Annotated in this window: 31 protein-coding genes and 1 tRNA gene; 22 read left to right on the forward strand and 10 right to left on the reverse strand. The window is 35.6% G+C overall.

All coding sequences use genetic code 11. The features are described 5' to 3' along the window. From NMAR_RS02165 to NMAR_RS02190, 7 genes are all read left to right on the forward strand, one after another. Positions 1–624, forward strand: coding sequence for an EMC3/TMCO1 family protein (locus NMAR_RS02165; RefSeq protein WP_012214787.1), 624 nt, complete (start codon positions 1–3; stop codon positions 622–624). Beyond that, entirely contained in the window at positions 621–1,181 is a 561-nt protein-coding gene (locus NMAR_RS02170; RefSeq protein ID WP_012214788.1) for a cytidylate kinase-like family protein, read from the forward strand. The genes NMAR_RS02165 and NMAR_RS02170 overlap by 4 nt, the downstream gene beginning before the upstream one ends. Further along, positions 1,178–2,176, forward strand: a complete 999-nt coding sequence (locus tag NMAR_RS02175; RefSeq protein ID WP_012214789.1) for an RNA-guided pseudouridylation complex pseudouridine synthase subunit Cbf5 — start codon at positions 1,178–1,180, stop codon at positions 2,174–2,176. Before NMAR_RS02170 ends, NMAR_RS02175 begins: the two co-directional genes overlap by 4 nt. 3 nt (positions 2,177–2,179) lie before the next feature. Beyond that, entirely contained in the window at positions 2,180–2,626 is a 447-nt protein-coding gene (locus NMAR_RS02180) for a COG1361 family protein (protein WP_012214790.1), read from the forward strand. Positions 2,627–2,677: 51 nt separating this feature from the next. Beyond that, positions 2,678–2,778: transfer RNA gene (locus tag NMAR_RS02185), tRNA-Ser, on the forward strand. Positions 2,779–2,923: 145 nt separating this feature from the next. Next, positions 2,924–3,064 carry a hypothetical protein gene (locus tag NMAR_RS09655; RefSeq protein WP_187146551.1) on the forward strand — a complete coding sequence of 47 codons (141 nt, stop codon included), beginning with the start codon at positions 2,924–2,926 and terminating at the stop codon, positions 3,062–3,064. Positions 3,065–3,131: 67 nt separating this feature from the next. Continuing rightward, positions 3,132–3,614, forward strand: coding sequence for a DM13 domain-containing protein (locus NMAR_RS02190; protein WP_012214791.1), 483 nt, complete (start codon positions 3,132–3,134; stop codon positions 3,612–3,614). A 2-nt stretch (positions 3,615–3,616) separates the two neighbouring features. On the opposite strand, the gene NMAR_RS02195 is transcribed toward NMAR_RS02190, so the two are convergent. Then, positions 3,617–4,930 (reverse strand): NAD(P)/FAD-dependent oxidoreductase, encoded by a 1,314-nt coding sequence (locus NMAR_RS02195; RefSeq protein ID WP_012214792.1) that lies wholly within the window; start codon positions 4,928–4,930, stop codon positions 3,617–3,619. A gap of 88 nt (positions 4,931–5,018) precedes the next feature. On the opposite strand from NMAR_RS02195, the gene NMAR_RS02200 reads away from it, so the two are divergent. Both NMAR_RS02200 and NMAR_RS02205 read left to right on the forward strand, forming a co-directional pair. Beyond that, on the forward strand, positions 5,019–5,300 hold the full coding sequence (locus NMAR_RS02200; RefSeq protein ID WP_012214793.1) for a hypothetical protein: 282 nt from the start codon (positions 5,019–5,021) through the stop codon (positions 5,298–5,300). Between the two features lie 26 nt (positions 5,301–5,326). Next, positions 5,327–5,698, forward strand: coding sequence for a ChuX/HutX family heme-like substrate-binding protein (locus NMAR_RS02205; RefSeq protein ID WP_148680039.1), 372 nt, complete (start codon positions 5,327–5,329; stop codon positions 5,696–5,698). Between the two features lie 193 nt (positions 5,699–5,891). Here the strand turns inward: NMAR_RS02205 and NMAR_RS02210 are convergent, their stop codons facing one another. Then, positions 5,892–6,860 carry a 2-hydroxyacid dehydrogenase gene (locus NMAR_RS02210; protein WP_012214795.1) on the reverse strand — a complete coding sequence of 323 codons (969 nt, stop codon included), beginning with the start codon at positions 6,858–6,860 and terminating at the stop codon, positions 5,892–5,894. Between the two features lie 51 nt (positions 6,861–6,911). Between NMAR_RS02210 and NMAR_RS09660 the strand changes: the two genes are divergently transcribed. The 4 genes from NMAR_RS09660 to NMAR_RS02225 are packed head-to-tail and all read left to right on the forward strand — an operon-like array spanning position 6,912 to position 10,459. After that, positions 6,912–7,058: a hypothetical protein gene (locus tag NMAR_RS09660; RefSeq protein WP_187146552.1), complete on the forward strand. Its 147-nt coding sequence runs from the start codon at positions 6,912–6,914 to the stop codon at positions 7,056–7,058. Positions 7,059–7,106: 48 nt separating this feature from the next. Then, a complete protein-coding gene (locus NMAR_RS02215; protein WP_012214796.1) occupies positions 7,107–9,017 on the forward strand; it encodes a 2-oxoacid:ferredoxin oxidoreductase subunit alpha in 1,911 nt (636 codons plus the stop codon). Continuing rightward, the gene (locus tag NMAR_RS02220; protein WP_012214797.1) at positions 9,007–9,969 is read left to right on the forward strand and encodes a 2-oxoacid:ferredoxin oxidoreductase subunit beta; all 963 of its coding nucleotides are present in this window, start codon (positions 9,007–9,009) and stop codon (positions 9,967–9,969) included. The genes NMAR_RS02215 and NMAR_RS02220 overlap by 11 nt, the downstream gene beginning before the upstream one ends. A gap of 49 nt (positions 9,970–10,018) precedes the next feature. Then, positions 10,019–10,459: a hypothetical protein gene (locus NMAR_RS02225; protein WP_012214798.1), complete on the forward strand. Its 441-nt coding sequence runs from the start codon at positions 10,019–10,021 to the stop codon at positions 10,457–10,459. On the opposite strand, the gene NMAR_RS02230 is transcribed toward NMAR_RS02225, so the two are convergent. Beyond that, positions 10,452–10,985 (reverse strand): hypothetical protein, encoded by a 534-nt coding sequence (locus tag NMAR_RS02230; protein WP_012214799.1) that lies wholly within the window; start codon positions 10,983–10,985, stop codon positions 10,452–10,454. The two genes, NMAR_RS02225 and NMAR_RS02230, sit on opposite strands and share 8 nt — an antisense overlap. Before the next feature lie 102 nt (positions 10,986–11,087). On the opposite strand from NMAR_RS02230, the gene NMAR_RS02235 reads away from it, so the two are divergent. Beyond that, positions 11,088–11,414 carry a hypothetical protein gene (locus NMAR_RS02235; protein ID WP_148680040.1) on the forward strand — a complete coding sequence of 109 codons (327 nt, stop codon included), beginning with the start codon at positions 11,088–11,090 and terminating at the stop codon, positions 11,412–11,414. A gap of 1 nt (position 11,415) precedes the next feature. Here NMAR_RS02235 and NMAR_RS02240 read toward each other — a convergent pair whose 3' ends face one another. Both NMAR_RS02240 and NMAR_RS02245 read right to left on the reverse strand, forming a co-directional pair. Then, entirely contained in the window at positions 11,416–11,970 is a 555-nt protein-coding gene (locus NMAR_RS02240) for a hypothetical protein (protein ID WP_148680281.1), read from the reverse strand. A 45-nt stretch (positions 11,971–12,015) separates the two neighbouring features. Continuing rightward, positions 12,016–12,795: a coenzyme F420-0:L-glutamate ligase gene (locus NMAR_RS02245; protein ID WP_012214802.1), complete on the reverse strand. Its 780-nt coding sequence runs from the start codon at positions 12,793–12,795 to the stop codon at positions 12,016–12,018. A 73-nt stretch (positions 12,796–12,868) separates the two neighbouring features. Between NMAR_RS02245 and NMAR_RS02250 the strand changes: the two genes are divergently transcribed. From NMAR_RS02250 to leuD, 4 genes are read left to right on the forward strand one after another with little or no spacing between them, the layout of a single operon-like run. Then, positions 12,869–14,137 (forward strand): 3-isopropylmalate dehydratase large subunit, encoded by a 1,269-nt coding sequence (locus NMAR_RS02250; RefSeq protein ID WP_012214803.1) that lies wholly within the window; start codon positions 12,869–12,871, stop codon positions 14,135–14,137. Continuing rightward, positions 14,137–14,619, forward strand: a complete 483-nt coding sequence (locus NMAR_RS02255; RefSeq protein ID WP_012214804.1) for a LeuD/DmdB family oxidoreductase small subunit — start codon at positions 14,137–14,139, stop codon at positions 14,617–14,619. The genes NMAR_RS02250 and NMAR_RS02255 overlap by 1 nt, the downstream gene beginning before the upstream one ends. An 8-nt stretch (positions 14,620–14,627) precedes the next feature. Next, positions 14,628–16,043: a 3-isopropylmalate dehydratase large subunit gene (gene leuC / locus NMAR_RS02260; protein ID WP_012214805.1), complete on the forward strand. Its 1,416-nt coding sequence runs from the start codon at positions 14,628–14,630 to the stop codon at positions 16,041–16,043. A gap of 1 nt (position 16,044) precedes the next feature. Then, positions 16,045–16,629 (forward strand): 3-isopropylmalate dehydratase small subunit, encoded by a 585-nt coding sequence (gene leuD, locus NMAR_RS02265; protein ID WP_012214806.1) that lies wholly within the window; start codon positions 16,045–16,047, stop codon positions 16,627–16,629. On the opposite strand, the gene NMAR_RS02270 is transcribed toward leuD, so the two are convergent. From NMAR_RS02270 to NMAR_RS02290, 5 genes are read right to left on the reverse strand one after another with little or no spacing between them, the layout of a single operon-like run. Then, positions 16,607–17,326, reverse strand: coding sequence for a nucleotidyltransferase family protein (locus NMAR_RS02270; RefSeq protein ID WP_012214807.1), 720 nt, complete (start codon positions 17,324–17,326; stop codon positions 16,607–16,609). The two genes, leuD and NMAR_RS02270, sit on opposite strands and share 23 nt — an antisense overlap. A 3-nt stretch (positions 17,327–17,329) precedes the next feature. Beyond that, positions 17,330–17,779: a 30S ribosomal protein S9 gene (rpsI, locus tag NMAR_RS02275; protein ID WP_012214808.1), complete on the reverse strand. Its 450-nt coding sequence runs from the start codon at positions 17,777–17,779 to the stop codon at positions 17,330–17,332. Further along, positions 17,776–18,240, reverse strand: a complete 465-nt coding sequence (gene rplM / locus NMAR_RS02280) for a 50S ribosomal protein L13 (protein ID WP_012214809.1) — start codon at positions 18,238–18,240, stop codon at positions 17,776–17,778. Before rplM ends, rpsI begins: the two co-directional genes overlap by 4 nt. Beyond that, entirely contained in the window at positions 18,233–18,580 is a 348-nt protein-coding gene (locus NMAR_RS02285; protein WP_012214810.1) for a 50S ribosomal protein L18e, read from the reverse strand. Before NMAR_RS02285 ends, rplM begins: the two co-directional genes overlap by 8 nt. Positions 18,581–18,623: 43 nt before the next feature. Then, positions 18,624–19,289, reverse strand: a complete 666-nt coding sequence (locus NMAR_RS02290) for a DNA-directed RNA polymerase subunit D (RefSeq protein ID WP_012214811.1) — start codon at positions 19,287–19,289, stop codon at positions 18,624–18,626. A gap of 80 nt (positions 19,290–19,369) precedes the next feature. Here NMAR_RS02290 and NMAR_RS02295 point away from each other — a divergent pair, with 80 nt between their 5' ends. The 4 genes from NMAR_RS02295 (at position 19,370) to rrp41 (ending at position 21,927) form a co-directional block, all read left to right on the forward strand. Further along, the gene (locus tag NMAR_RS02295; protein WP_012214812.1) at positions 19,370–19,723 is read left to right on the forward strand and encodes a DUF6659 family protein; all 354 of its coding nucleotides are present in this window, start codon (positions 19,370–19,372) and stop codon (positions 19,721–19,723) included. Positions 19,724–19,826: 103 nt separating this feature from the next. Then, positions 19,827–20,513 (forward strand): ribosome assembly factor SBDS, encoded by a 687-nt coding sequence (locus NMAR_RS02300; RefSeq protein WP_012214813.1) that lies wholly within the window; start codon positions 19,827–19,829, stop codon positions 20,511–20,513. Beyond that, entirely contained in the window at positions 20,513–21,193 is a 681-nt protein-coding gene (rrp4, locus tag NMAR_RS02305; protein WP_012214814.1) for an exosome complex RNA-binding protein Rrp4, read from the forward strand. The genes NMAR_RS02300 and rrp4 overlap by 1 nt, the downstream gene beginning before the upstream one ends. Then, entirely contained in the window at positions 21,193–21,927 is a 735-nt protein-coding gene (gene rrp41 / locus NMAR_RS02310; protein ID WP_012214815.1) for an exosome complex exonuclease Rrp41, read from the forward strand. The genes rrp4 and rrp41 overlap by 1 nt, the downstream gene beginning before the upstream one ends. Positions 21,928–21,929: the final 2 nt, after the last annotated feature.

A 21,929-nucleotide genomic window follows, 5' to 3' on the forward strand; every position in this document is an offset into this window, starting at 1 on the left:
ATGGACTTTAGCTTTATTCTACTATTTATCGAATCAATACCTCTCCAGTTTGATTTCTTTGGAGGTGAAAGGGGTGCACTCGGAAGTGATGACCCAATAATCAAAGGACTGATTCTCTCAATGTTTGCAGTAACTGGGTTTGGTATTTTGCTTAACATCTTCAATGCCGCAGTTAGAAAGAAGATGGTTGATCAAGTAAAGCTAAAACGAATAATGAAAGAGACTCGTGGATGGCAAAAAGAAAGAATGGCAGCAATGCGTTCAAAAGATACTGCAAGAGCAGCTGAACTCAACAAAAAATCTGCATACATGAACAAGATGTCAATGGAAATGATGCAAATGAATATGAGACCAATGATGATTACTTTTGTCCCATTAATCTTGATATTTTATCTTGTATTGCCACAACTATTTGCTTACACTGTAGCTGTCTCTCCAATTCCTCTAAATGTGATTCCTGGAGATATGTTCCAACTTACTTGTACTGCAGAACAAGCAGCAGACCCTGAACATGTTTGTCAAACAGAAAATGCGTTATATCTTTGGGCTTGGTATTTCTTGTCTTCAATTGCATTTAGTGGCATTATTATGCGACTAACCAAAACATCAATGGATCTCAGTTGACAAAATCCATTGTAATTTCAGGTCCTCCTGCTGTAGGAAAGACAACTGTTGCAAAAGGATTGGCAGAAGAATTTTCATTACAATATCTTAGTGGCGGTGATGTCCTCAAAGAGATGGCAAAAGAACAAGGTTTTGATTCTGCAGGTGATGATTGGTGGGACACAGAAGAAGGAATGAAGTTTCTCAACCAACGCGAAAAAAATTCTGAATTTGATAAAAAGTTGGATGAAAAACTAACAAAACTATTCAATGAGGGTGGAATGGTAATCACCAGCTATACACTCCCTTGGTTAATCAAAGATGGGATTAGAATCTGGCTTGAGGGGTCTCATGAGAGTAGCACAAAACGAATGCAAACTAGAGATGATATGAGTTCTGAGGATGCCTATCAAATCACAAAACAGAGGTTTGACAAAAACAAGGCTCTTTACAAAAAACTCTATGATTTTGATTTTGGTGATGACAAATCAGTTTTTGATGTTATAATAAATACTGACAATCTTACAGCACAACAAGTAATTGATGTTGCAAAAGAAACGGTGAGAAAACTACTATGACTCTAAAACAATTAGAGAATCTAATTGAAGTTGATCAAGATATTACTGATGATGCATATGGCACATACTATGATAAAAGAACAATAGAACAATTACTAAACTATGGAATTATTTTACTAGACAAACCTCCTGGACCTACAAGTCATGAGACAGTAGCATGGACCAAAAGAATTTTGAAATTACCAAAGATTGGACATAGTGGAACGCTAGACCCACAAGTTTCAGGAGTACTTCCTTTAGGGTTGGGTGAGGCAACAAAAGCTCTAGGTGTATTGCTGTTTGGACCTAAAGAATACCATGCACTAGGACGTGTCCACTCGCTTCCATCAAAAGAAAAACTACATGAGGTAATCGAATCATTAACTGGAGAAATTTACCAAAAACCTCCACAACGTTCCGCAGTAGTTAGACAAACAAGAACTAGAACAATTTACGAATTTGAAGTATTAGAACAAAAAGAAAGACTGTTACTAACTAGAGTCCTATGTGAGGCTGGAACATACATTAGAAAATTATACTATGATCTAGGTGAAATTCTAGGACCTGGTGCAACCATGATTGAGCTTAGAAGAACTAGAGTTGATCAATTCAGAGAAACTGATGGATTGGTGACCCTCCATGAACTTGCAAACGCATTTGCTTTATGGGAAGAAAAGAAAGATGATTCTAAACTAAAGAGTATGATACAGCCTGTAGAACATGCACTAAGTGAGTTAAAATCAGTAGTAATTCGTGATTCTGCAATTGATGCAATGTGCCATGGTGCACAACTAGCAATTCCTGGAATTTTACAAATATCTCCTAGTTTGAACAAAGGTGACATTGTTGGAATTTACACACAAAAAGGAGAAGCAGTTGCATTAGCCGAAGCAACAATGTCTGGTCAGGAAATTCAAGATGCAGTAAAAGGATATGCATTTGAAACAAAGAGAATTATCATGGCTCCAAACACTTATCCTAAAAAATGGAGAACAAAACCATCTTCTAAAGAATAAAAATTGCTCTCAAAAAGTTTAGTTATCTTTGTTGGAATTGGAATAATTTCTGGATTGTTATTTGGAATTTATCTTATTGATGTCAAGAACACCAGTCAACTAGTTTATGTTGAAGGTTCTGGAATTTCAATTCTCACTGAAAAGTTTGATTTTAAAAAAGGCGAAGAGATTAAAATTACAATCATGAATACTGGAACTGTTCCAATTTCATTTTCTGATGCATCATATGGTCTAAGAATTACGGGACTCTCTGGTATGCTAATGTATTCTCCAACATCAACACAAGTGTTATCTGAACTAAAACCAAATGAAGAGGTTACATTTTCTTGGGATCAAATTAACAATGATGGAGATTCAGCTCTTGAAGGTCTTTACAAGATCTCAGCAAAAGGATTTGATGAGAATGGAGAAAAAGTAGAACGTTCAACTACTATTACGATCTGGAAGTAGTAATACCATTTATAATCAGATTCTAAAAACTAAATTTGTCGCAAGACTTGTGCCGGGGTCGCCTAGCCTGGTAGGGCGCGCGCCTGGAAATTGTTAACCATAAAGCGCGTTCTCGCAAGGGAACGGGAGTTCAAATCTCCCTCCCGGCGCCATTATTTTCTAATTTGATGAACTTTGATCTTACCACTAGATTTTTTGATGTTGTAGAAAATTTGAAAACAATCTAAATTCCCATGTTGATTTTCTAGATTAGTAAAAACACGTGTCCATTAAATACAGAAAACGCATAACACAAACATGTCAAAGAGGGTTACTCTACTAATTGATGATGATCTTTACAAAAAATTACGTTCAAAACAAGCTGCAGAAATAAAAAAAACTGCAACAGCTGTTAGTTTTTCCAAAACTGTTACTGATATTCTCAAAAAACATGTTTGAAGATTTGGAAAACATCTGGTAATCATTTGGAAAATCCTCTTTATACTAAAATTCCAATCTTTTTCTCATGAACAAATACCTGATACCGATTATTGCAATTGCAATAGTTGGTTCTGTATCAGCATTTGCAATATCTCCATACTTTACAGAATCTAGTATTGATGAGGCATTACCTACTGGTGCAGTTGTTCAACCTATGATGGAAGAAACCATGATGGAGAAAATGACTCCTGTTTCTTATTCAGGAACTTTTATCGGTGTTGGTGATGGAATTCATGACGCCCAAGGTGATGCATATACTATTCCACTTGAGGATGGTAGTGATGTCTTGCGATTAGAAAATTTCCAATCAACTAATGGCCCTGACTTGTATGTCTATTTGGCAACTGATGATGATGCTTCTGAATTTATCAATCTAGGTGAACTCAAAGCAAACAAGGGAAATCAAAATTACGAAATCCCAGATGATGCTGATTTGACCAAATACAACAAGGTGTTGATTTGGTGTCAAGCATTTAGCGTATTGTTTGGTAGTGCTGAACTATCATAACACTACTTTTTTTCTATTTTTTCTATGATTTCAGAGAATTTCCATGGTCCACACTGTCCATCAGTGGTTTCACTTAGTAATAGCCCTGAATTATGTAAATGGTTCACAACATGTGCTGCAAATGGTAATGCTCCAGTTGCTCCAGGTGAGTTATAGTTTAGGATGTGAAATGATGACTCGTCATCAAGCAAAATCACATCTGGTTCAAATTTTCCTTTCTCATTAATTATTGATGAGCGAATACCTGCTGTTCCTTTCTCTGTAATCTTTTCTGCATCAATCTTCGGCAAAAATCTTCTTACTCTTTCAACCATTGTTGATTTTGACATTGATGATTGTATCTCATTCATTGCAAGCTCTTGGAATTGTTTGTCAAAGATTGCCTTTCGTGCACCAGACCCCAGCATCTCTAACATTTTTGGGACAAATTCCTTGATGTTTTCAGCTTTGTTATACCCGTATGGGCTAAAGACAGGTACTGCATTTGGTCCTATCTCACAATTTCCATCAACTCGAATTATCCAATGTGGATCCAAGAATGGATAGTCTGGAAACTCTGGTACTGAATAGATGCTAGTTTTTGTTAGGTTATTGTATTGTTTTGGTGCCTTCCAATATTCCCCTCTAAAATGAACATCGGTTAGTTCTGTTGCAACTCCTACATCATGTGCAATGTCTACTGCCTCTCCACCTGCAGCATTGATCAAAAATTCTGTAAAAATTTCATCCTCTTCATTTAATGTTATTTTCCATTTTCCATTTTCTCTTTTTGTTTCTGTAACTTTGGTATCTAAAAGAAATGCTGTTCCGTTTTCTTTACTATCTTTCATTAATGATTCTGTATATGTGGAATAATCAGCTGAGCCGTCTCTGTAAACGTATAATGCGGCTTCGCATTTTATCTCTGGTTCTATTTTTTTAATCTCTGATTTGTCCATCAATTCAATGTCTTTTTCTTCCAATCCGTTTTGTTTTGCCCATTTGAGATATTTCTCAAGAACTTTGATTCCTTTTTTGTCTAGTGCAACTTCTATTACTCCGTCTTTTTTGAATGGCAAGTTGTGTAATTTGGAATATTCTTCCCACATGTCAAATCCATGAAATGCAGCATTTGCAAACAGCTTTTTCTTTTCAGGATTGTATAGATAGGGAGCATGTACTTTACCTGTGTTTCTACCACTAGTGTGAAAAGCAACATTTTTGGCTTGCTCAATAACTGCTACTTTTTTTGATTTGTTTAGATGTGATAGAAAATATGAGATGGATGTGCCAAGAATGCCTCCACCAATAATTACAACATCAAAATTCTTTGCCAAGTATTTTCGCTTTAATTTCGTTTTAGTGGATAATAAATGGAATCAATAACAATCAAGGTTAATATCTAATAAAATTCAAAATCAAACTATGTTACCTGACAAGTGTTCTGTAAGCAAAGAAGGAAAACAGTGTCCTAGTCCTCCTGAATTTATTGTATCAATTGTTGATGGAAAAGATGAGTATATGGTTGGAGTTACATGTGGCAGACACAAGCAAGTTGTATCTGGAAAAATTGAATTTATGCAAAAAGAAGGTAAAATCCATGAAGGAACAGTAAGTTTTTCGCCTGTCAAAGCAGTTGGAACTGACTGTATTCATGGTGGTGAGGATGATTTTATCCAAATTGACATGAATCGAAGTAAAAACTGAAATAATTTCCAATCTTTTTGGATGTATTGCTTTTTGAGTTATTATCTGATATTGTAAAAATTGAGAATATCTTGTTTGTTGTAAAAAGCGGTGGCGCAACAAGTGAGGTTAGAAGTCCTCTTAGTATTCGACAAAGAGAAAAGTGGATTACACTTGGTGAAAATGATGATCCCGCTCATATGCATATTGATTCAGAACTAATTAATTATGCAGAATTTGTACAAGAAGAAAAACCCGAACGTACAAGTTTTAGTGTTAGATTTTACAATAAAGATAACCAAAGAGTGTTGGCAGCCTTTTTTACAAAGATGTATGATGATTCTAAAACATTAATTCCTGAACGAAAAAAAATTTATGAACAACTAAACGAAAAGTTTTCTTCTAAAATTAATTTTTAAAAAAAACCTTGTCTGAAAAAGACAAGGAGAAAAAATATTATTCTTGAGATTTCTTCTTCTTTTCTTTTTCAGATTGTAGTTTAGCTAATTCTAATTCTTCGTTTGTATGTTTGAATTTTTTCAATCTGATTGGTATTCACCGTTTAGATATAAAAACTCCACATTTCTTTTCATAGTAACTTGGGCGTGAAATTCAATATCCTACTGAGTAGATCGGTTTTTTTCCATTCATTCCTAGATTGAGATTTCTTACAGTAATTTCTGCCATTTTGGCTCTGGTCTCCTTAGTCGAACTCCCTATGTGTGGTGCCAGTACCACATTTTGCAATTTTGTCAGTGGATGGTTCTTGCTTATTGGTTCTTGTTCAAAGACATCTAGTCCTGCTCCTGCAATAATTTTCTTTTTTAATGCAGTAACCAAGTCTTTTTCATTTACCACTTTGCCTCTTGATGTATTTATCAAAAATGCAGTGTTTTTCATTTTTTTGAAGATTTTCATGTTAAACATCTTGTCAGTCTCTTTTGTATGTGGAACGTGGATTGAAATGACATCACTTTGAGAAATTAACCTCTCAAATGAGACGTATTTTGCATCCAATGTTCTCTCTTTAGTCTTTGATAGACGATTTCTATTGTGATAAATTATATCCATATCAAATGCTTTAGCTCTCTTTGCAAGTGTTTGTCCAATTCTTCCTAATCCTAAAATTCCTATAGTTTTTCCTTGTAGGTCAACTCCTACATAGTCATGTGCTCCATAGATCATTTTCCATTTTCCATCTCTGATTATTCTGTCTCCCTCTGAAACCCTTCTTAATGAATCAAGTAATAGTGAAAAAGCCAAATCCGCTGTTGCATCAGTTAATACTTCGGGAGTGTATCCCACTCTGATCTTTTTTCCTTTTGCATATTTTGTATCAATATGATCAAAACCTACGCTGTATGTACTGATGACTTTGAGATTCTCTGCCAAATCTATTGTTTCTTTATTGATTATGTCATATGGAAAACAGATCAATCCATCTACATCTTTAATTTTTGATCGTAACTTTGATTGAGGAACTGGAATCTTTCCTTTATGTACTTCAATTTGATATTTTTTCTTTAATTCCTTTAAAGCAAAATCGTGAAGTGTTCTTGTTAGAAACACTTTCTTTCTCATAAAGATGAGATTTATCTCAAACCATTTATACGATTTCCTTCTAATTTCTTTATGTCTTCTGAAACACAAGAGGAAGAAGAATTTGCTATTTGTGTAGAATGTGGAAATGCTATTGAAAAATGTGTTTGTGTATGCCCTTATTGTGGAGAACGAGACAAGTGTAAATGTGCATTATTTGATGCAGCAACTGGAGGATAACAATTTGATAAAATTGGCTATTACTATTCATTTCATAGGTGACTTGCTATGAGTTCTACTGATTTTACTTGGCTAATTGGAGGTCCTCAAGGTAGTGGCGTCGAATCTGGTGCTAATATTTTCTCTAGAGTTTGTGCTGAGATGGGGTATCAGGTATTTGGGAAGAGAGAATTCTACTCAAACATCAAAGGAGAACACAGCTACTTTGCAGTAAGAATATCTGATGAAAAAATCCATTCAAATGTAAATGATGTAACATTGATGGCATCATTTGATGCTGAAACTATCTTTCGTCATTATGATGAAGTAGTTTCTGATGGTGGGATAATTTATGATGCAGATCTTGATGATGTTACTACTGATAGAGTACATACACTAGATGCACCATTTAGAGAACGACTACATAAGAAACTAGAATCAAAGAATAAACCATTTTCCATCGCAGGTGTTTTGGAAATTGCAAAAGAAAACGGTGTGAAATTATATCCTGTATCATTCAAATCCATTCTTGAAACACTTGCAGAAGAAACTGAAAATCCTCGTCTCAAGGGATTAGTTAGAATGTTTAATGTCATTGGTGTTTCTTTGTCTTTGGGTCTAGTCAAGATGCCTCCTGACTCTTTACAAAAAACAATCGGAACAATTTTTTCAAAGAAACAAGAGATTGCAAAAATTAATCAACAAACTGCAAACTATTCTTACAATTATGCAACTGCAAAATTTGAAGATTTTCATCATACATTAACTGGAATTCAAAAAGAATCTGGAACTCTTTTGGTTCAAGGATTCCAAGGAACTGCATTAGGAAAGATGGCATGTGGTTGTCGAGTACAACCTTACTATCCAATTACTCCAGCTTCAGATGAATCTGTATTTTTAGAATCAAATGAAATTTTGGAAATAATTGATGACCGTCCTGGTTCTACAGCAGTAATTCAAACTGAAGATGAGATTTGTGCAATGGGTATGACTATAGGAAGTGCATTAACTGGAACACGTTCTGCAACGTGTACTTCTGGTCCTGGATTTGCTCTGATGACTGAAATGCTAGGCTGGGCAGGCATAAATGAGGTGCCTGTTGTAATCACCAACTATCAAAGAAGTGGTCCTTCAACTGGTCTGCCAACAAGACACGGCCAAGATGATTTACTATTTTCTGTATTTGCAGGACATGGAGATTTCCCAAAAATTGTTTATGCTTCAGGTGATGTCGAGGAGAGCTTCTATGACACTGGAAACGTTTTCAATTATGCTGATATTTTTCAAGTTCCAGTAATTCATTTGATGGATAAATTCATTGCAAGTTCTGTTGTTACTTGTACAAGATTTGATCCTTCTAAAATTACAATTAATCGAGGAAAACTCTTAGACAAAGTTGAAGGTGAATACGAAAGATTTGCATTTACTGAAGATGGTGTATCTCCTCGTTCTAAATTAGGACTCGACAACGGAATATTTTGGGACACTGGTGATGAATCTGATGAAAAAGGCCACATCACAGAAGATCCAGTATTGCGTGTTAAGATGATGGATAAGAGAATGTCCCGTCTTGATTTGATTCTAAAAGAAATTCCAGAAGCAGAAAAGGCAGTGTCTTTTGGTGTTGAAGACTTTACTGTAATCACATGGGGTTCTTCAAAAGGACCAATCATTGATGCAATTGAAATGCTCAAAAAAGACGGAATATCTATTGGCCTTGTACAGATTAAACTCTTACATCCATTTCCTGGTGATTATGTTGCTTCTTTACTAAAAGATGCAAAAACAATCATTGATGTTGAAGCAAATCATTCAGCACAACTAGGAAAATTATTCAAACAAAATGTACAAAGAGATATTGACTATTCTATCTTAAAATACACTGGAAGAGCAATGACTAGTACTGAAGTTTATGATTCACTTAAGAAAATTGTTGAAAACAAGGCTGAGAAGAGGGAGGTTTTGATGCATGGCGCTTAAGATGGCAGATTTCAAAACAGATGTCCACAATGACTGGTGTCCTGGATGTGGTGATTTTGGAATTGTAAATGCTATTCAGATGGCTCTTGCTGAAATGGGCGTAGAGCGAGACAAGACTGCAATATTTTCTGGAATTGGTTGTTCTGGAAAAACATCTCACTACATCAATACTTATGGTGTCCATACTCTTCATGGCAGAGTTCTGACATTTGCACAAGGTGCAAAGATTGCAAATCCTGAGATGACTATAGTTGCAGTTGGCGGTGATGGTGATGGTCTAGGAATTGGTGCAGGTCATTTTGTTGCAGCAGGAAGACGTAATGTAAACATGACATACATCATATTTGATAATGGAGTTTATGGATTAACAAAGGGACAAGCATCTCCAACCCTAAAACTTGGTGAGCAAACAAAATCCCTCCCATCCCCAAACACCAACTACAATGTTAATCCAATCGGATTAGCTGTTGCAAGTGGATTTACATTTGTTGCACGTGGATACTCTTACGATGTTAGACATCTCAAAGATTTGATTATTCAAGCAGTAAATCACAAGGGATTGTCATTTTTGGATGTTTTACAACCATGTCCAACATACAACGATCTTAACACTAGAGATTGGTATGCTGGAACTGATTTAATGGACGAAGCTCAAAAGAGGCATTCAAGAATTTACAAACTCGAAGAACACGGTTATGATCCTGAAGTCCATTACAATGAAGAAGCAGAAGTCAATGAAAGGCTCTCTCAAGCTCTAATCAAATCTCTTGAATGGGGAAACAAGATTCCAATTGGAGTATTTTACAAAAATGAAATCATTACTCCTTATACCACTAGATTAAAAGATAAGATTCCAAATTATCTGGAAAACCCCCCCGCAAAACAAAATATCTCAAAAAATGGAATCTCTAATACTAATATTTCACACATCTTGGACTCACTTGAAGTTTAGTCTATTCTAAAACCAAACAGGTTATAGGCAAGTTTTGTAGCAGTGTATTTTGCATTTGAACATCAATGAGGCAAACACTATCTTTAGAAAATCCATCATTAAGGGTTTTTTTGAACCTAAACTAGTAAATCTTGATTTTAAAAAATCATCTGTAAAACACCCTGCAATAAGTGATGATGGTCTTATGCAGTCTGATTTACTTCATGTCTTCTTTGATGTAGAAACTGGAGCTGACTATCCTGATGGTGATGAGTGGTTTATTGTAGATATGTTATTTCCCCATGACATTAAATTACCTGACAACCTAAAGGGAACTGATTACTTTACAACACTTTCAGTTGATGATGGTAAAACATACTGGCATCATCGTGAACTAATTCGCTACAAATACGGAAAATCAAAGAAACTTGATAATGCTATAGAGTTTCTAGAGTCAAAATACAAAGAACTACACGCATTACTTGAACCACTACAAAAAGATCTTAATTGATTTCTTTCCAAACATCGCCTTTAAACGAAAATTGTTTTTGTGGGGATGTTGCTGTGTTTAATCTCCATCTAACTGTTTTTGAATCAAACTTGTAATAGACTTCAGTTATTTCTGCTGGAATCTTTTCTGGATCAAGATGATAAGGAAGTAACTCTAAAACTGAATCAATTTTTTCTATGGCATTATCAAACCACTGTTTATCTTGTGTATCAATTGTAAATCCAATTTTTGGAATTCCTGAAAAATTGATTACAATCTTTATGGCATTACCGCTACCCCTTCTACGTTTCATCTCTTTGAATACTGCCTTGACTTTTTCCCAACGTTTGAAATCAAACCATTCAAAAAACGCATCATTGAACGTAAGTGGAATGTTTACATCTAAAAAACTAACAAAATCTTCATCATCTGCTTCTATCTCCTCTTGGTTAATAGTAAAATGTGAGTTTAGAAACCCATACAAAACTTCAATTTCCCAAGGTGAAATTCCATAATATCGCAATGTTGTAGTTAGACTGTCAGCCAATAATCTCTAGACTCAAAAATTGTAATTAAAGCTTCAACATTGTAAAACTAGAAGAAATTGACCTTAAAATTAAAATTAGATGGAAGGTCAGTCATTTTAGATATGAAAAAAGAGTATGTAGTACGAAGTATTGATGCTGCCCCTGATGGTGCACCATATGTCATTGTATCGTTATCTTCTGTAAAGGATCTCAAAGAAGGAACACAAAATCCACAATCTCCATTTGGTAGTCCAAAAGTCATGGGTTTTTCAAACATGAATGACATGATGAAGGATCTCAACAAAATGCTATCTGGAATGGGCGGTATGGGAATGCAAGGCGGTATTACTCAACTAAAACTAGAGATGCATGAATACAAAGACATGGGTCTTTCTGTTGGAGATAAAGTCTTTCTAGAACTAAGTAAAGCAGAATCTCTTGGCGTATGACCTAGAGTATTGTGTTGAAATATTTCCAACCGTAAAATGCTGCAACAGTTCCAATGACAAATAACATTGGTTTCCATGCAAATACTGGAAGTGCTGGAGTTGCAAGTTTTACTTTATAGTTGTCTACAATTGCATGAACATTTTTCTTAATTTTATCATGCCAGATACTGTATTCTACTTGGTATTTCTTTAGAATCTCTTCTACTTCATAAACAACAGGTGTTCTTTGAGAAAACAAGTGTTGAAGATAATCTCTTGAGACCTCAACTTCTGCATGAATTCCAATTAGTCCTTTCTTGAGGTCTACCATTCTTACATGCATCTCCCAAGGTTTCTTTAGTTTCAAATTAAGACCATGTCCTATTTGGTCAGGCTGTTTATGTTCAAATTTTACTTTGGTAAATCCCTCTTCAGTAAAGATCTTTAACATTTCTTCAAAACTCTTCTTTACAACAACATGAAGTTGTTCTACCCCTTCTTTATTGTCAACATCAATCTTGTGCTTTAATCCATCAAGAAATGATACTGTCTTTGGATATGTTGTAAGATATTCCAATATTTTGGTGGACAAAATACCTCTATTTAAAGCAGAACAACAACATTACTGATTTTTTGGTGGATTTGATAGACCTCTAACATACACGCATTGATCTGGATCTATTGCCATCTCAAAAGAACTGATTTTTCTATCTGTAAGAGTTGCCCCAGAGTTTCTAACTATTGCAAATGGTTTTGACTCTGCGCCTTCACCCATCTTGTGATTTGCAATTGTAGCCAAATTATCTACAACTGCTTGAAATGTTACTTTGAGTGGATTGCCATCAAGATCTTTTTTTGACCTCATATCTAATACTGGCTCAATTCCTGCACATGCAATTGCAACACCTGATGTTCCAATTCTTGCAGGCATTAACCTACTATCAACTAGGATAACTCCAACATGAATTAACATTTTCAAAAATATCTTTCTTCGCAGTTGTTCTGCTACCAAGTAAGGGTTATCTGGATACAAAATGACTTTACCTTTTTTTGCATTTGATTTGTCGATTCCGGCATTAGGTGCCATGATGTTATCTGATGATGTGATAACAAATCCTGCTATTCCTCCAAAAATTTTATCTGATTCTCTAATTACGACTTCAGCAATCTCTGGTTTTAACTGATATTTTTTTGAAACATCTAGTCCCTCTTTGGAGATTTGAATATTTTCAATATCCACAATTCTTCCCTGGGAGTTTGAGATGTATTTTGTTGAAATCACTATAACATCACCATCTTCTAGTTTTGTCTCATTTTTTTCAAGTGTCTTCAAAAATACCTCAAAAACATCAAATTTTTCATCCATTCTATCTGCTAAAAGTGGTAAAACGGTTAATTGCACAACATTGTGAGTGTGGTTTTTCTTTTTTATTGTTCTGAAAAGCTTTTAATCTCTAAAATGGTGGTTTTTGATTATGAACATTGTAGAGAAGATTCTTGCTCGTGCATCAGGAAAATCGCAAGTTGCCCCTGATGATGTAGTTTTTGCAAAGGTCGACAAGGTAATGGTTCATGATGTTTCTGGACCTGGAGTTCTCAAGGTGTTTGATAAATTAAAAAACAAAGGTGTTGATGTCAGCAAACTTTGGGATCCTACAAAGGTATGGGTTGCTGAAGATCACTTTGTTCCTTCTGCAGAAAAAATATCTGCTGAAAATATCGTTAAATTATCAAATTTCACAAAAAACTATGGAATTGAAAAACACTTCAAATATGGAATGGGTCAGTATGGAATCTGCCATACATTATCTCATGAAGAAGCAATGGTGATGCCTGGTGATGTCTATGTTGGCGGTGATTCTCACACAAACACTACGGGTGCACTTGGTGCATTTGCATGTGGGTTAGGTCATACTGATATTGCATATGTTTTGCTTAATGGACAAATCTGGTTTAAGGTGCCAGAGACTGATTATTTCAAACTAAACGGAAAACTCCCAGATCATGTAATGGCTAAAGATTTGATCTTGAAAATCATTGGCGATATTGGAACTGATGGAGGAAATTACAGAACAATGCAGTTTGGCGGTACTGGGATTGATGAGATGTCTGTTGAAAGCAGATTGACACTATGTAACATGACAACAGAAGCTGGAGCAAAGAATGGAATTGCTGAAGCTGATCAAAAAGTCGTAGATTATCTTTCTAGTAGAGGTGCAACAAATGCACAAGTATTCAAAGGTGATGATGATGCACAGTATGCAAATGTGTATGAGTATGAAGCCTCTGAAATGGAACCTCTTGTCGCAAAACCATTCTCTCCTGAAAATATTGCAGTAGTAAGAGAAGCTCCTTCAGTAGAACTTGACAAATCCTACATCGGTTCTTGTACTGGGGCAAAGTATGAAGACTTGGAAGCTGCAGCAAAGATTCTCAAAGGAAAGACTGTAAAGATTAGAACAGAAATTCTTCCAGCATCTATCTCAATTTACAAGCGTGCAATGGAAAATGGATTACTTACCATATTCTTAGATGCAGGCGTTACTGTAGGTCCACCAACTTGTGGTGCATGTTGTGGAGCACACATGGGTGTTTTGGCTAAAAATGAAATCTGCATAAGCACTACAAACAGAAATTTCCCAGGTAGAATGGGTCATGTAGAGTCTGAGACATATCTTTCATCTCCAATGGTTGCTGCAGCTTCCGCAGTAACTGGAAAAATCACTGATCCGAGGGATTTGTAATGAAAGGAAACGTCATAAAATATGAAAGAGACAACATCGATACTGATGTAATTATTCCTGGACAATACCTCAAGGTTCATGATTATGCTGAACTTGCAACTCACGCAATGGAAGGTCTAGATCCTGACTTTCATTCCAAAGTAAAGGAAGGTGATTTTATCTTGTCTGGAAAGAATTTTGGCTGTGGTTCATCACGTGAGCATGCCCCAATTGCATTGTCTCACTCTGGCGTCAAGGCAGTACTTGCGTTATCTTTTGCCAGAATCTTTTACAGAAATTCTGTTGATGGTGCATTTTTGTTACCAATTGAAATTGAAGAAGATGCATACAATGGAATCTCTGAAGGAGATGAAATTGATATTGACATTAGCAAAAACGAAATCAATAACTTGACAAAAAATCAAACATACAAGATGAAACCATTCTCTGAGATTATTGGAAAAATAATTGAAGCTGGTGGTCTCTTTAATTACAAACCATAGGATTCAAAATGGGAAAAACACTTTTTGAAAAAATTTGGGATGCACATGTTGTAGTTGGAAAAGAAAACGGCCCATCTTTGATTTACATCGATAGACATCTAGTTCACGAAGTAACTTCTCCTCAGGCCTTTGATGGTCTTAGAATGAATAACAGAAAGGTTAGGAGACCTGATCTTACCATTGCAACAATGGATCATAATGTTCCTACAACTGATAGGGGGCTTCCAATTTTAGATCAAACATCATCTGTACAAATTCAAACACTAGAAAAAAACTGCCAAGATTTCGGAATTAAACTATTTGATATTAACAGTCCTAATCAAGGAATAGTTCATGTCATTGGGCCTCAACTTGGAATCACTTTACCTGGTTCCACTATTGTTTGTGGTGACAGTCACACTTCTACTCATGGTGCATTTGGTGCTCTTGCATTTGGAATTGGAACAAGCGAAGTAGAACATGTTTTGGCATCCCAGACTTTGTGGCTAGAAAAACCAAAACCCTTTGAAATTAGAGTAGAAGGAAAGCGAAAGAACCCTCATGCTGTTACTGCAAAAGATATCGTACTATCCATTATCAAAAATATTGGAACTGGCGGTGGGACTGGAACTGTAATAGAGTACCGTGGTGAGGGAATAGAGGACCTTTCCATGGAGCAGAGAATGACCATATGTAACATGTCAATTGAGGCTGGTGCTCGTGCTGGATTGATTGCCCCTGATGAGAAGACTTATGATTATCTTAGAGATAGGCAATACACTCCAAAAAACTATGAATCTCTTGTAGAATACTGGCGAGAAAATCTAAAATCAGATGATGATGCAAAATTTGAAAAACAATTCACATTACACATTGATGATATTGCACCTCAAGTAAGTTGGGGAACAAATCCTGGAATGACTTGTGATGTAACTGAAACAGTTCCAACACCTGACGAGTTTTCAAAAGGCGATTCCAATCAAAAGAAGGGTGCAGAAAAGGCACTTGATTACATGGACCTTAAATCTGGAACACCAATTGAAGAAATTAAAATCGACAGAGTGTTCATTGGCTCTTGTACTAATGCAAGACTTGAAGATTTGATTGAAGCCTCCAAAGTAGTCAAAGGACAAAAAGTTTCTCCAGATGTTCGTGCAATGGTGGTTCCTGGCTCTCAAATGGTAAAGAAACAAGCTGAAGAGATGGGTCTTGATAAAATTTTCACTAATGCTAACTTTGAATGGAGGGAAGCTGGATGTAGTATGTGTCTTGGAATGAATCCTGATATTTTATCTCCAGGAGAAAGATGTGCAAGTACTTCTAATCGAAACTTTGAAGGAAGACAGGGCACTGGTGGACGAACTCATTTGGTTAGTCCTGTAATGGCAGCTGCTGCTGCAATCAATGGACATTTTGTTGATGTAAGGAAGATGGATTTGAGTTAATATGGAACCTTTCAAGAAAACAACAAGCATTGTAACTCCACTTGACAAAGTTAATGTTGATACTGATCAGATCGTACCAAAACAATTTCTAAAACTAGTACAAAAGTCTGGATTTGGAAAATTTTTGTTCTTTAACTGGAGATATGATGAAAATGAAAACCCAAAATCTGATTTTGTCTTAAATGACTCAAAATATGATAACTCTCATATCTTGGTTGCAGGCGACAATTTTGGCTGTGGTTCTAGTAGGGAGCACGCAGTATGGGCACTCCAAGACTATGGTTTTTCAGTAATTATTGCCCCTTCATTTGCTGATATCTTCTTTAGCAATTGCTTCAAGAATGGAATCTTGCCAATTTCTTTAGAGCAAAGTGTTGTTGAGAAACTACAACAAGAGTCTGAACCGATCGAAGTTGATTTAGAAAATCAAATAATCAAAACATCTTCAGATGAAATACATTTTGAGATAGATTCTCACAAAAAGAAAATTCTCTTAGAGGGATTGGATGATATTGCACAAACATATCAATTTGAAGATAAGATTTCTGAATTTGAAAAACAGTCTACAGTCCCATCTGTTTTATGATCTTCTTTACAGTTTTTTGATTTCTCTCCAAATATGAAGGAGATTCCGCATCAATCCATTCCTTATCTCCAACATCAAAAGCACTGATCTTTCCTTCCTTTGATAATTGTTGTAATATGTCGTAGGAGAGATTGATCTCTTTTTGTTTCTTCTTTGCCTTTATTTTTTGGATAATGTCTTTTTCAAGCATATAGATTCCAAAACATTCAGACAATTGTAATTTCATAACTGGTTTTTCTTTGAATTCTGTAATTATTCCATCTTTCACCACTGCAAATCCTGTCTCTTCTCTTCTCTTTGTTCTAGTTGCAATGCATGCAGAACTCTTCTTTTTAGTAAATGTCTCTTTCATTTTTTTGAGATCTACTGCACACAGATTATCCACAAACCACAACACAAATTCAGATTCACCTTTTAGTTTTTTCTCAATGTGTAACAAATCTCCTCCAGTTCCACTTTGAGAATCTTGAACAAAAGAGATGTTCTTTTGGTTTCCGTAATAGTTTTTGATTTGTCCTCCAAGACCGTTAAAATCTGAAATTATGATTATCTCTTTTATGAAATTGTATTTTTGAAGATATTTTATGATGTAATCAATCATTGGTTTCCCATCGATTGGTGTCATTGCTTTAGGAAAGAATTCTGTATATGGCTTGCCTCGTGTACCTTTGCCACCGGCTAAAATTATTGCCTTCACAGTCTAACGATATGATTTTTGCTTTCTTCTTCTTGCACCAGGTCCACCAAACTTCTTTGGTTCTTTTCTTCTGGCGTCACCGCTGATTAGATATTTGTCATAATCTGTGATTCTTTTTCTAAGGTCTTCTCTGGTTGATTTTGGGAATGGATGATCTTTTGGATCTTTCTTTGATTTGGTCCATCCTGTTAGTGCTCTAGAGATTGCAGTTGCAACAGCACTTGCTTGTCCCATGAAACCTCCTCCTCTTACTCTAACAGAGATGTCAATTTTGTCTCTCAAATCCCCAGTGATTTCAAGTGGTGCTAAAATTACTTCACGAGCAGTTTCTTGAGGAATCATTTCAACTGGTACGTTGTTAATTCTAACTTTACCTTGTCCTTTAGTAATGTAAACATGTGCACTAGATGTCTTTCTAGTTGCAAAATAGATTTCAGTTTTTGGTGTTGTCATTCAGTCCACCCTATTACTCTGCATAATTCTCCCATCGTGGTGTAGTTTGATGGAGATTTTTTAATTTTTGCTTTCTCAAATTGAATCTTCTCAAGTGATTTTAGTTCTTTTGGAGAACCAATGTATGCTCTTAGTCTTTTAATTGACTCTTTACCTGATGGCTTTCTATCGTATGGTAACATTTGACGAATCATTTTTGTGATGATTGTATCTGGTCTTCTGTAGTGTACAGGTCCGTGTTTTGGATTAATGATACTGTTAATTTCTAAAAATTCTCTATATTCTTTAATCAAGTTTGATCTAGTTCCACTGTACATGATCTTCTCACAGTTTACAATTGAAACTCTGTGTCCTTGTTTTAGTAATTTTGCAACATTTGATGATAATCTGCCAGCAATATGGTTGGTTGCATCTACTACGATTGGTCTGTCAGTTCTAACAACTGTCTCTTGACTAGCCAAGTAATACTACTCCTTTTCCAGTTGGGTTTTGTTCGATTAATTCTGAATAACTGATTAGTTTTCCACCATTTTCAATAATTTTGGTTGCTGCAGAGTTTGATATTGAAAATGAACATAATGTGATTTTGTGAGGTACATTGCCTGTTCCAAGAACTTTTCCTGGAAATACGACAGTGTCGTTTTCTTTAGTTAGTTTAGCGATTTTATTCAAGTTAATGTCTCTTCTGGCAATAGATGGTTTTAGTGCATATTCTGCTAGTTTTGCCCAAATTGGAGCATCGTTTTTAGCTGATGCAGACTTTAGATCCTTTGCCATGCGTATAACTACTTGATTAGTCATGTGAATAATGCGGTTTAAAACCCAAATATAACGTATATGCTTTCTATTCGCTGATTTGGTCGATTGTATCTTTGAATTCGGCCAATCTATGACCTACTTCTTCTACTCCTGACAAGATAATTTGCTCAGGATTAAGTGCTCCAGTTGATTCAACAGTAAGAATTCTCTCATCATCCTTGTCTGTTTCAGTTAACATTGAAACATTTGCAGAATTCCATTTTGCATGCTCTGTACCCCGTCCAAGTCTTGCATAACATTCAACTTTGATTCTTTGACCTGGTGCAAGTTCTACAATTGGAATTTTGTCTGATATTGGAGTAATAGAGTCGTCTTCAGATGATAGTTCGTTTGATAGAACTGTTCTTGTAACATCTGAATCTCCAGAATCTAAAACTAACATTACCTTACAATTTGAACATCCTGTTTCACTTTGACACTCACACTTTGATGGCTCGTTAAATCTGCTCAAATCCGTTTTGAGTGGTATGAGACCTAACCTATGTGCTAAACCTTCATCTGGTAAAACTGATGAATTTTCAATAATATCAACTGTGTCAACTGCAAAGACTGGAACACCATTGAGACAAACACGTCTTAGGGCATTTGCATATTGTAATGGTACGCCTTTGAGCTTTAAAGCTATTTTTTGATTATCTTTGCTAATTACTTCTAAGGATGACAAATCTTGATGAAAATCTTCAAAGTCCACATAAAAATCTAGCTAGTTTTGTGTATGGAATGTGTCTATTTTGAGATAATGCTTAAGTCCGATTTTCTTCTAGAAAACCCATGGATTTTGAAAAATTGTATTCTAATATTTTGAATTTAGATTCCTCCATCAGATATGCTGCAATTCAAAATAATACTGGTGTCAAGATTGCCGGTGGTTTTAGATCCGATGTCACTCCAATTCTAAGTGATGAAGAATTACAGATGATGCACTATTATGCATCCCAAAGATGGCAGACAAGAAAAAATATTGAACACAAAATTGGTCCTGCAAAGTACGCACTAGCAGAATACGACAAAATCAAACGAATTACATTTCCAGTTGACGAAAAACACCTCTTGATGATTACTACTGAGATTGATGCTGATCATACTAGTATTATCAAAAAAATACTTGAACTAATTATCAATTAGAGAATCTTTCTTTTGAATTGATGTTGTGATGTTGTTGTAATGATTTCTGCACAATTTACAGTGTGTAGAGATAAATACCAAATTATCATACATCAAAATAGAAATGGCCGATGTAACAGTTGCAAGATTCTCTTTTGAAGGAGAGAAATTTGAGATATTGGTAAAACCTGATCCAGCACTAGAGTACAAGCTTGGAAAGAAAAAAGATATTTCTGCAATTTTGGTTTCTGAAGACATCTACACTGATTCAGGAAAGGGAACAAAACCTTCTACTGAAAAACTACTCAAAGCTTTCAAAACTGAAGATCAAACTGAAATTGCTCAAATAATTATGCAAAAAGGTGATCTTAATCTTACAACTGATCAAAGACGAAAGATGATTGAAGACAAGAAAAAACAGATTGTAGCATACATTGCAAAGACCTATGTCGATCCTAAAACTCACTTACCTCACCCACCTTTGAGAGTTGAGCAAGCAATGAAAGATGGAAGAGTTTCAGTTGATCCTCAGAAAAGTGTTGATGAACAAGTAAAAGATATTGTAGACAAACTTCGTTCAATAATTGCTCTAAAATCTGAGAATTTGCAATTAGAGATTATCATACCTGCACAATATGCTTCACAATCATATGCTGTTCTAAAGTCAGTAGGTTCTCTGAAAAAAGAAGAATGGCAAAATAATGGTTCTCTAAAAGCAATACTTGAAATACCCGCTGCAGCAAGGCCAAACGTGATAGACAGATTAGGTTCTATAACCAAAGGTTCTGCTTCAGTTGAGGTAATGCAATAATGGCAGATAAGAGAAAATACGTTATCCCAGGTGATGTTGTAACCACAGGACCTTTCAGACCTGAACAAAACACAGTACTTGAAGGAAATAAAATAATCTCAACAACAATTGGTATTTCTGAAATTTATGATGACTCTGTTCGTGTAATTCCACTAACTGGAAAATATATTCCAAAAATTAATGATCTTGTAATTGGCAAAGTCAACTCCCACACATCCTTGTCTTGGGAATTGGATATCAATTCATGCTATGTTGGATTTTTGCCAGCACAAGATGTTTTTGGACGTGACTTTTCTGCTCATGCTGATGAACTTGCAACCAAACTCCGAACAGGAGATCTAGTTGCTGCAAGAATTGCAAACTTTGATAGAACAAGAGATCCATTAGTCTCCATCTCTGATAGAGACTTGGGAAAGATTGATTCTGGCGTTCTTATGGAAATATCTCCAAGCAAAGTTCCACGCCTAATTGGAAAGAAAGGTAGTATGATTCAGATGATTGAAGAGGCTACTGATGCTGCAGTAACAATTGGACAAAACGGTTGGGTTGTAGTTTCCTGTGAATCCCCAGAGGGATTATTAAAGGCTAAAAAAGCAATTCAAATGGTTAATGAGCAAGCACACGTTGCAAATTTGACTGATCAAGTGAAAGAAATGTTAGATAAAAAAGGTGAATCATAATGGGTGGACGAGAAGCAACAATGGTCCTTATGGACGAAAATGGAAAACGTTGTGACGGACGTACAGTTGATGAACCACGTCGAATTATGATTAAAGCTGGTGGACTCAAAAATGCAGATGGTTCATCTTACATTGAATTTGGTGATAACAAAATTCTAGTTGGAGTATTTGGTCCTAGAGATGTTCATCCAAAACACATGTCTGATACTGACACTGGTATTTTGAGAGTTAGATATCACATGGAACCATTCTCTGTTGGTGAGAGAAAGAATCCTGCACCTTCAAGAAGAGAGATTGAAATTTCCAAAGTAATCAAAGAAGCATTAGAGCCTGCAGTCATGTTAGAAAAATTCCCAAGAACTGCAGTTGATGTATTTATCGAAGTTTTACAAGCAGACGGTGGAACTAGATGTGCCGCACTTACAGCAGCATCTGTCGCACTAGCTGATGCTGGAATTCCAATGAGAGATATGGTTGCAGCAATTGCTGCAGGCAAAGTTGCAGATACTGTGATTCTTGATGTTAACAATGAAGAAGACCAAGCAGGTCAAGCAGACATGCCAATTGGTTACATGCCAAATCTTGAAAAAATTACACTATTGCAATTAGATGGCGTTCTTACTCCTGAAGAATACAAAAAATGTATTCAAGTTGGAGTTGATGGATGCAAACTAGTTTATGAATTACAAAAGAAAGCACTCAACGACAAATACTTTGGAAACAAGGGAGATTAGAA

Origin of the sequence: Nitrosopumilus maritimus SCM1, assembly GCF_000018465.1 — an archaeon.
Classification (GTDB): Archaea; Thermoproteota; Nitrososphaeria; order Nitrososphaerales; family Nitrosopumilaceae; genus Nitrosopumilus; species Nitrosopumilus maritimus.

What these genes read in the sequence shown, in the direction of transcription:
- NMAR_RS02165 (WP_012214787.1), top strand. Translation starts at nt 1, where the DNA reads ATGGACTTTAGCTTTATTCTACTATTTATCGAATCAATACCTCTCCAG.
- NMAR_RS02175 (WP_012214789.1), top strand. Translation starts at nt 1,178, where the DNA reads ATGACTCTAAAACAATTAGAGAATCTAATTGAAGTTGATCAAGATATT.
- NMAR_RS09655 (WP_187146551.1), top strand. Translation starts at nt 2,924, where the DNA reads ATGTCAAAGAGGGTTACTCTACTAATTGATGATGATCTTTACAAAAAA.
- NMAR_RS02190 (WP_012214791.1), top strand. Translation starts at nt 3,132, where the DNA reads ATGAACAAATACCTGATACCGATTATTGCAATTGCAATAGTTGGTTCT.
- NMAR_RS02200 (WP_012214793.1), top strand. Translation starts at nt 5,019, where the DNA reads ATGTTACCTGACAAGTGTTCTGTAAGCAAAGAAGGAAAACAGTGTCCT.
- NMAR_RS02210 (WP_012214795.1), bottom strand. Translation starts at nt 6,860, where the DNA reads ATGAGAAAGAAAGTGTTTCTAACAAGAACACTTCACGATTTTGCTTTA.
- NMAR_RS09660 (WP_187146552.1), top strand. Translation starts at nt 6,912, where the DNA reads ATGTCTTCTGAAACACAAGAGGAAGAAGAATTTGCTATTTGTGTAGAA.
- NMAR_RS02215 (WP_012214796.1), top strand. Translation starts at nt 7,107, where the DNA reads ATGAGTTCTACTGATTTTACTTGGCTAATTGGAGGTCCTCAAGGTAGT.
- NMAR_RS02220 (WP_012214797.1), top strand. Translation starts at nt 9,007, where the DNA reads ATGGCGCTTAAGATGGCAGATTTCAAAACAGATGTCCACAATGACTGG.
- NMAR_RS02235 (WP_148680040.1), top strand. Translation starts at nt 11,088, where the DNA reads ATGAAAAAAGAGTATGTAGTACGAAGTATTGATGCTGCCCCTGATGGT.
- NMAR_RS02250 (WP_012214803.1), top strand. Translation starts at nt 12,869, where the DNA reads ATGAACATTGTAGAGAAGATTCTTGCTCGTGCATCAGGAAAATCGCAA.
- NMAR_RS02255 (WP_012214804.1), top strand. Translation starts at nt 14,137, where the DNA reads ATGAAAGGAAACGTCATAAAATATGAAAGAGACAACATCGATACTGAT.
- leuC (WP_012214805.1), top strand. Translation starts at nt 14,628, where the DNA reads ATGGGAAAAACACTTTTTGAAAAAATTTGGGATGCACATGTTGTAGTT.
- leuD (WP_012214806.1), top strand. Translation starts at nt 16,045, where the DNA reads ATGGAACCTTTCAAGAAAACAACAAGCATTGTAACTCCACTTGACAAA.
- rpsI (WP_012214808.1), bottom strand. Translation starts at nt 17,779, where the DNA reads ATGACAACACCAAAAACTGAAATCTATTTTGCAACTAGAAAGACATCT.
- NMAR_RS02285 (WP_012214810.1), bottom strand. Translation starts at nt 18,580, where the DNA reads ATGACTAATCAAGTAGTTATACGCATGGCAAAGGATCTAAAGTCTGCA.
- NMAR_RS02295 (WP_012214812.1), top strand. Translation starts at nt 19,370, where the DNA reads ATGGATTTTGAAAAATTGTATTCTAATATTTTGAATTTAGATTCCTCC.
- NMAR_RS02300 (WP_012214813.1), top strand. Translation starts at nt 19,827, where the DNA reads ATGGCCGATGTAACAGTTGCAAGATTCTCTTTTGAAGGAGAGAAATTT.
- rrp4 (WP_012214814.1), top strand. Translation starts at nt 20,513, where the DNA reads ATGGCAGATAAGAGAAAATACGTTATCCCAGGTGATGTTGTAACCACA.
- rrp41 (WP_012214815.1), top strand. Translation starts at nt 21,193, where the DNA reads ATGGGTGGACGAGAAGCAACAATGGTCCTTATGGACGAAAATGGAAAA.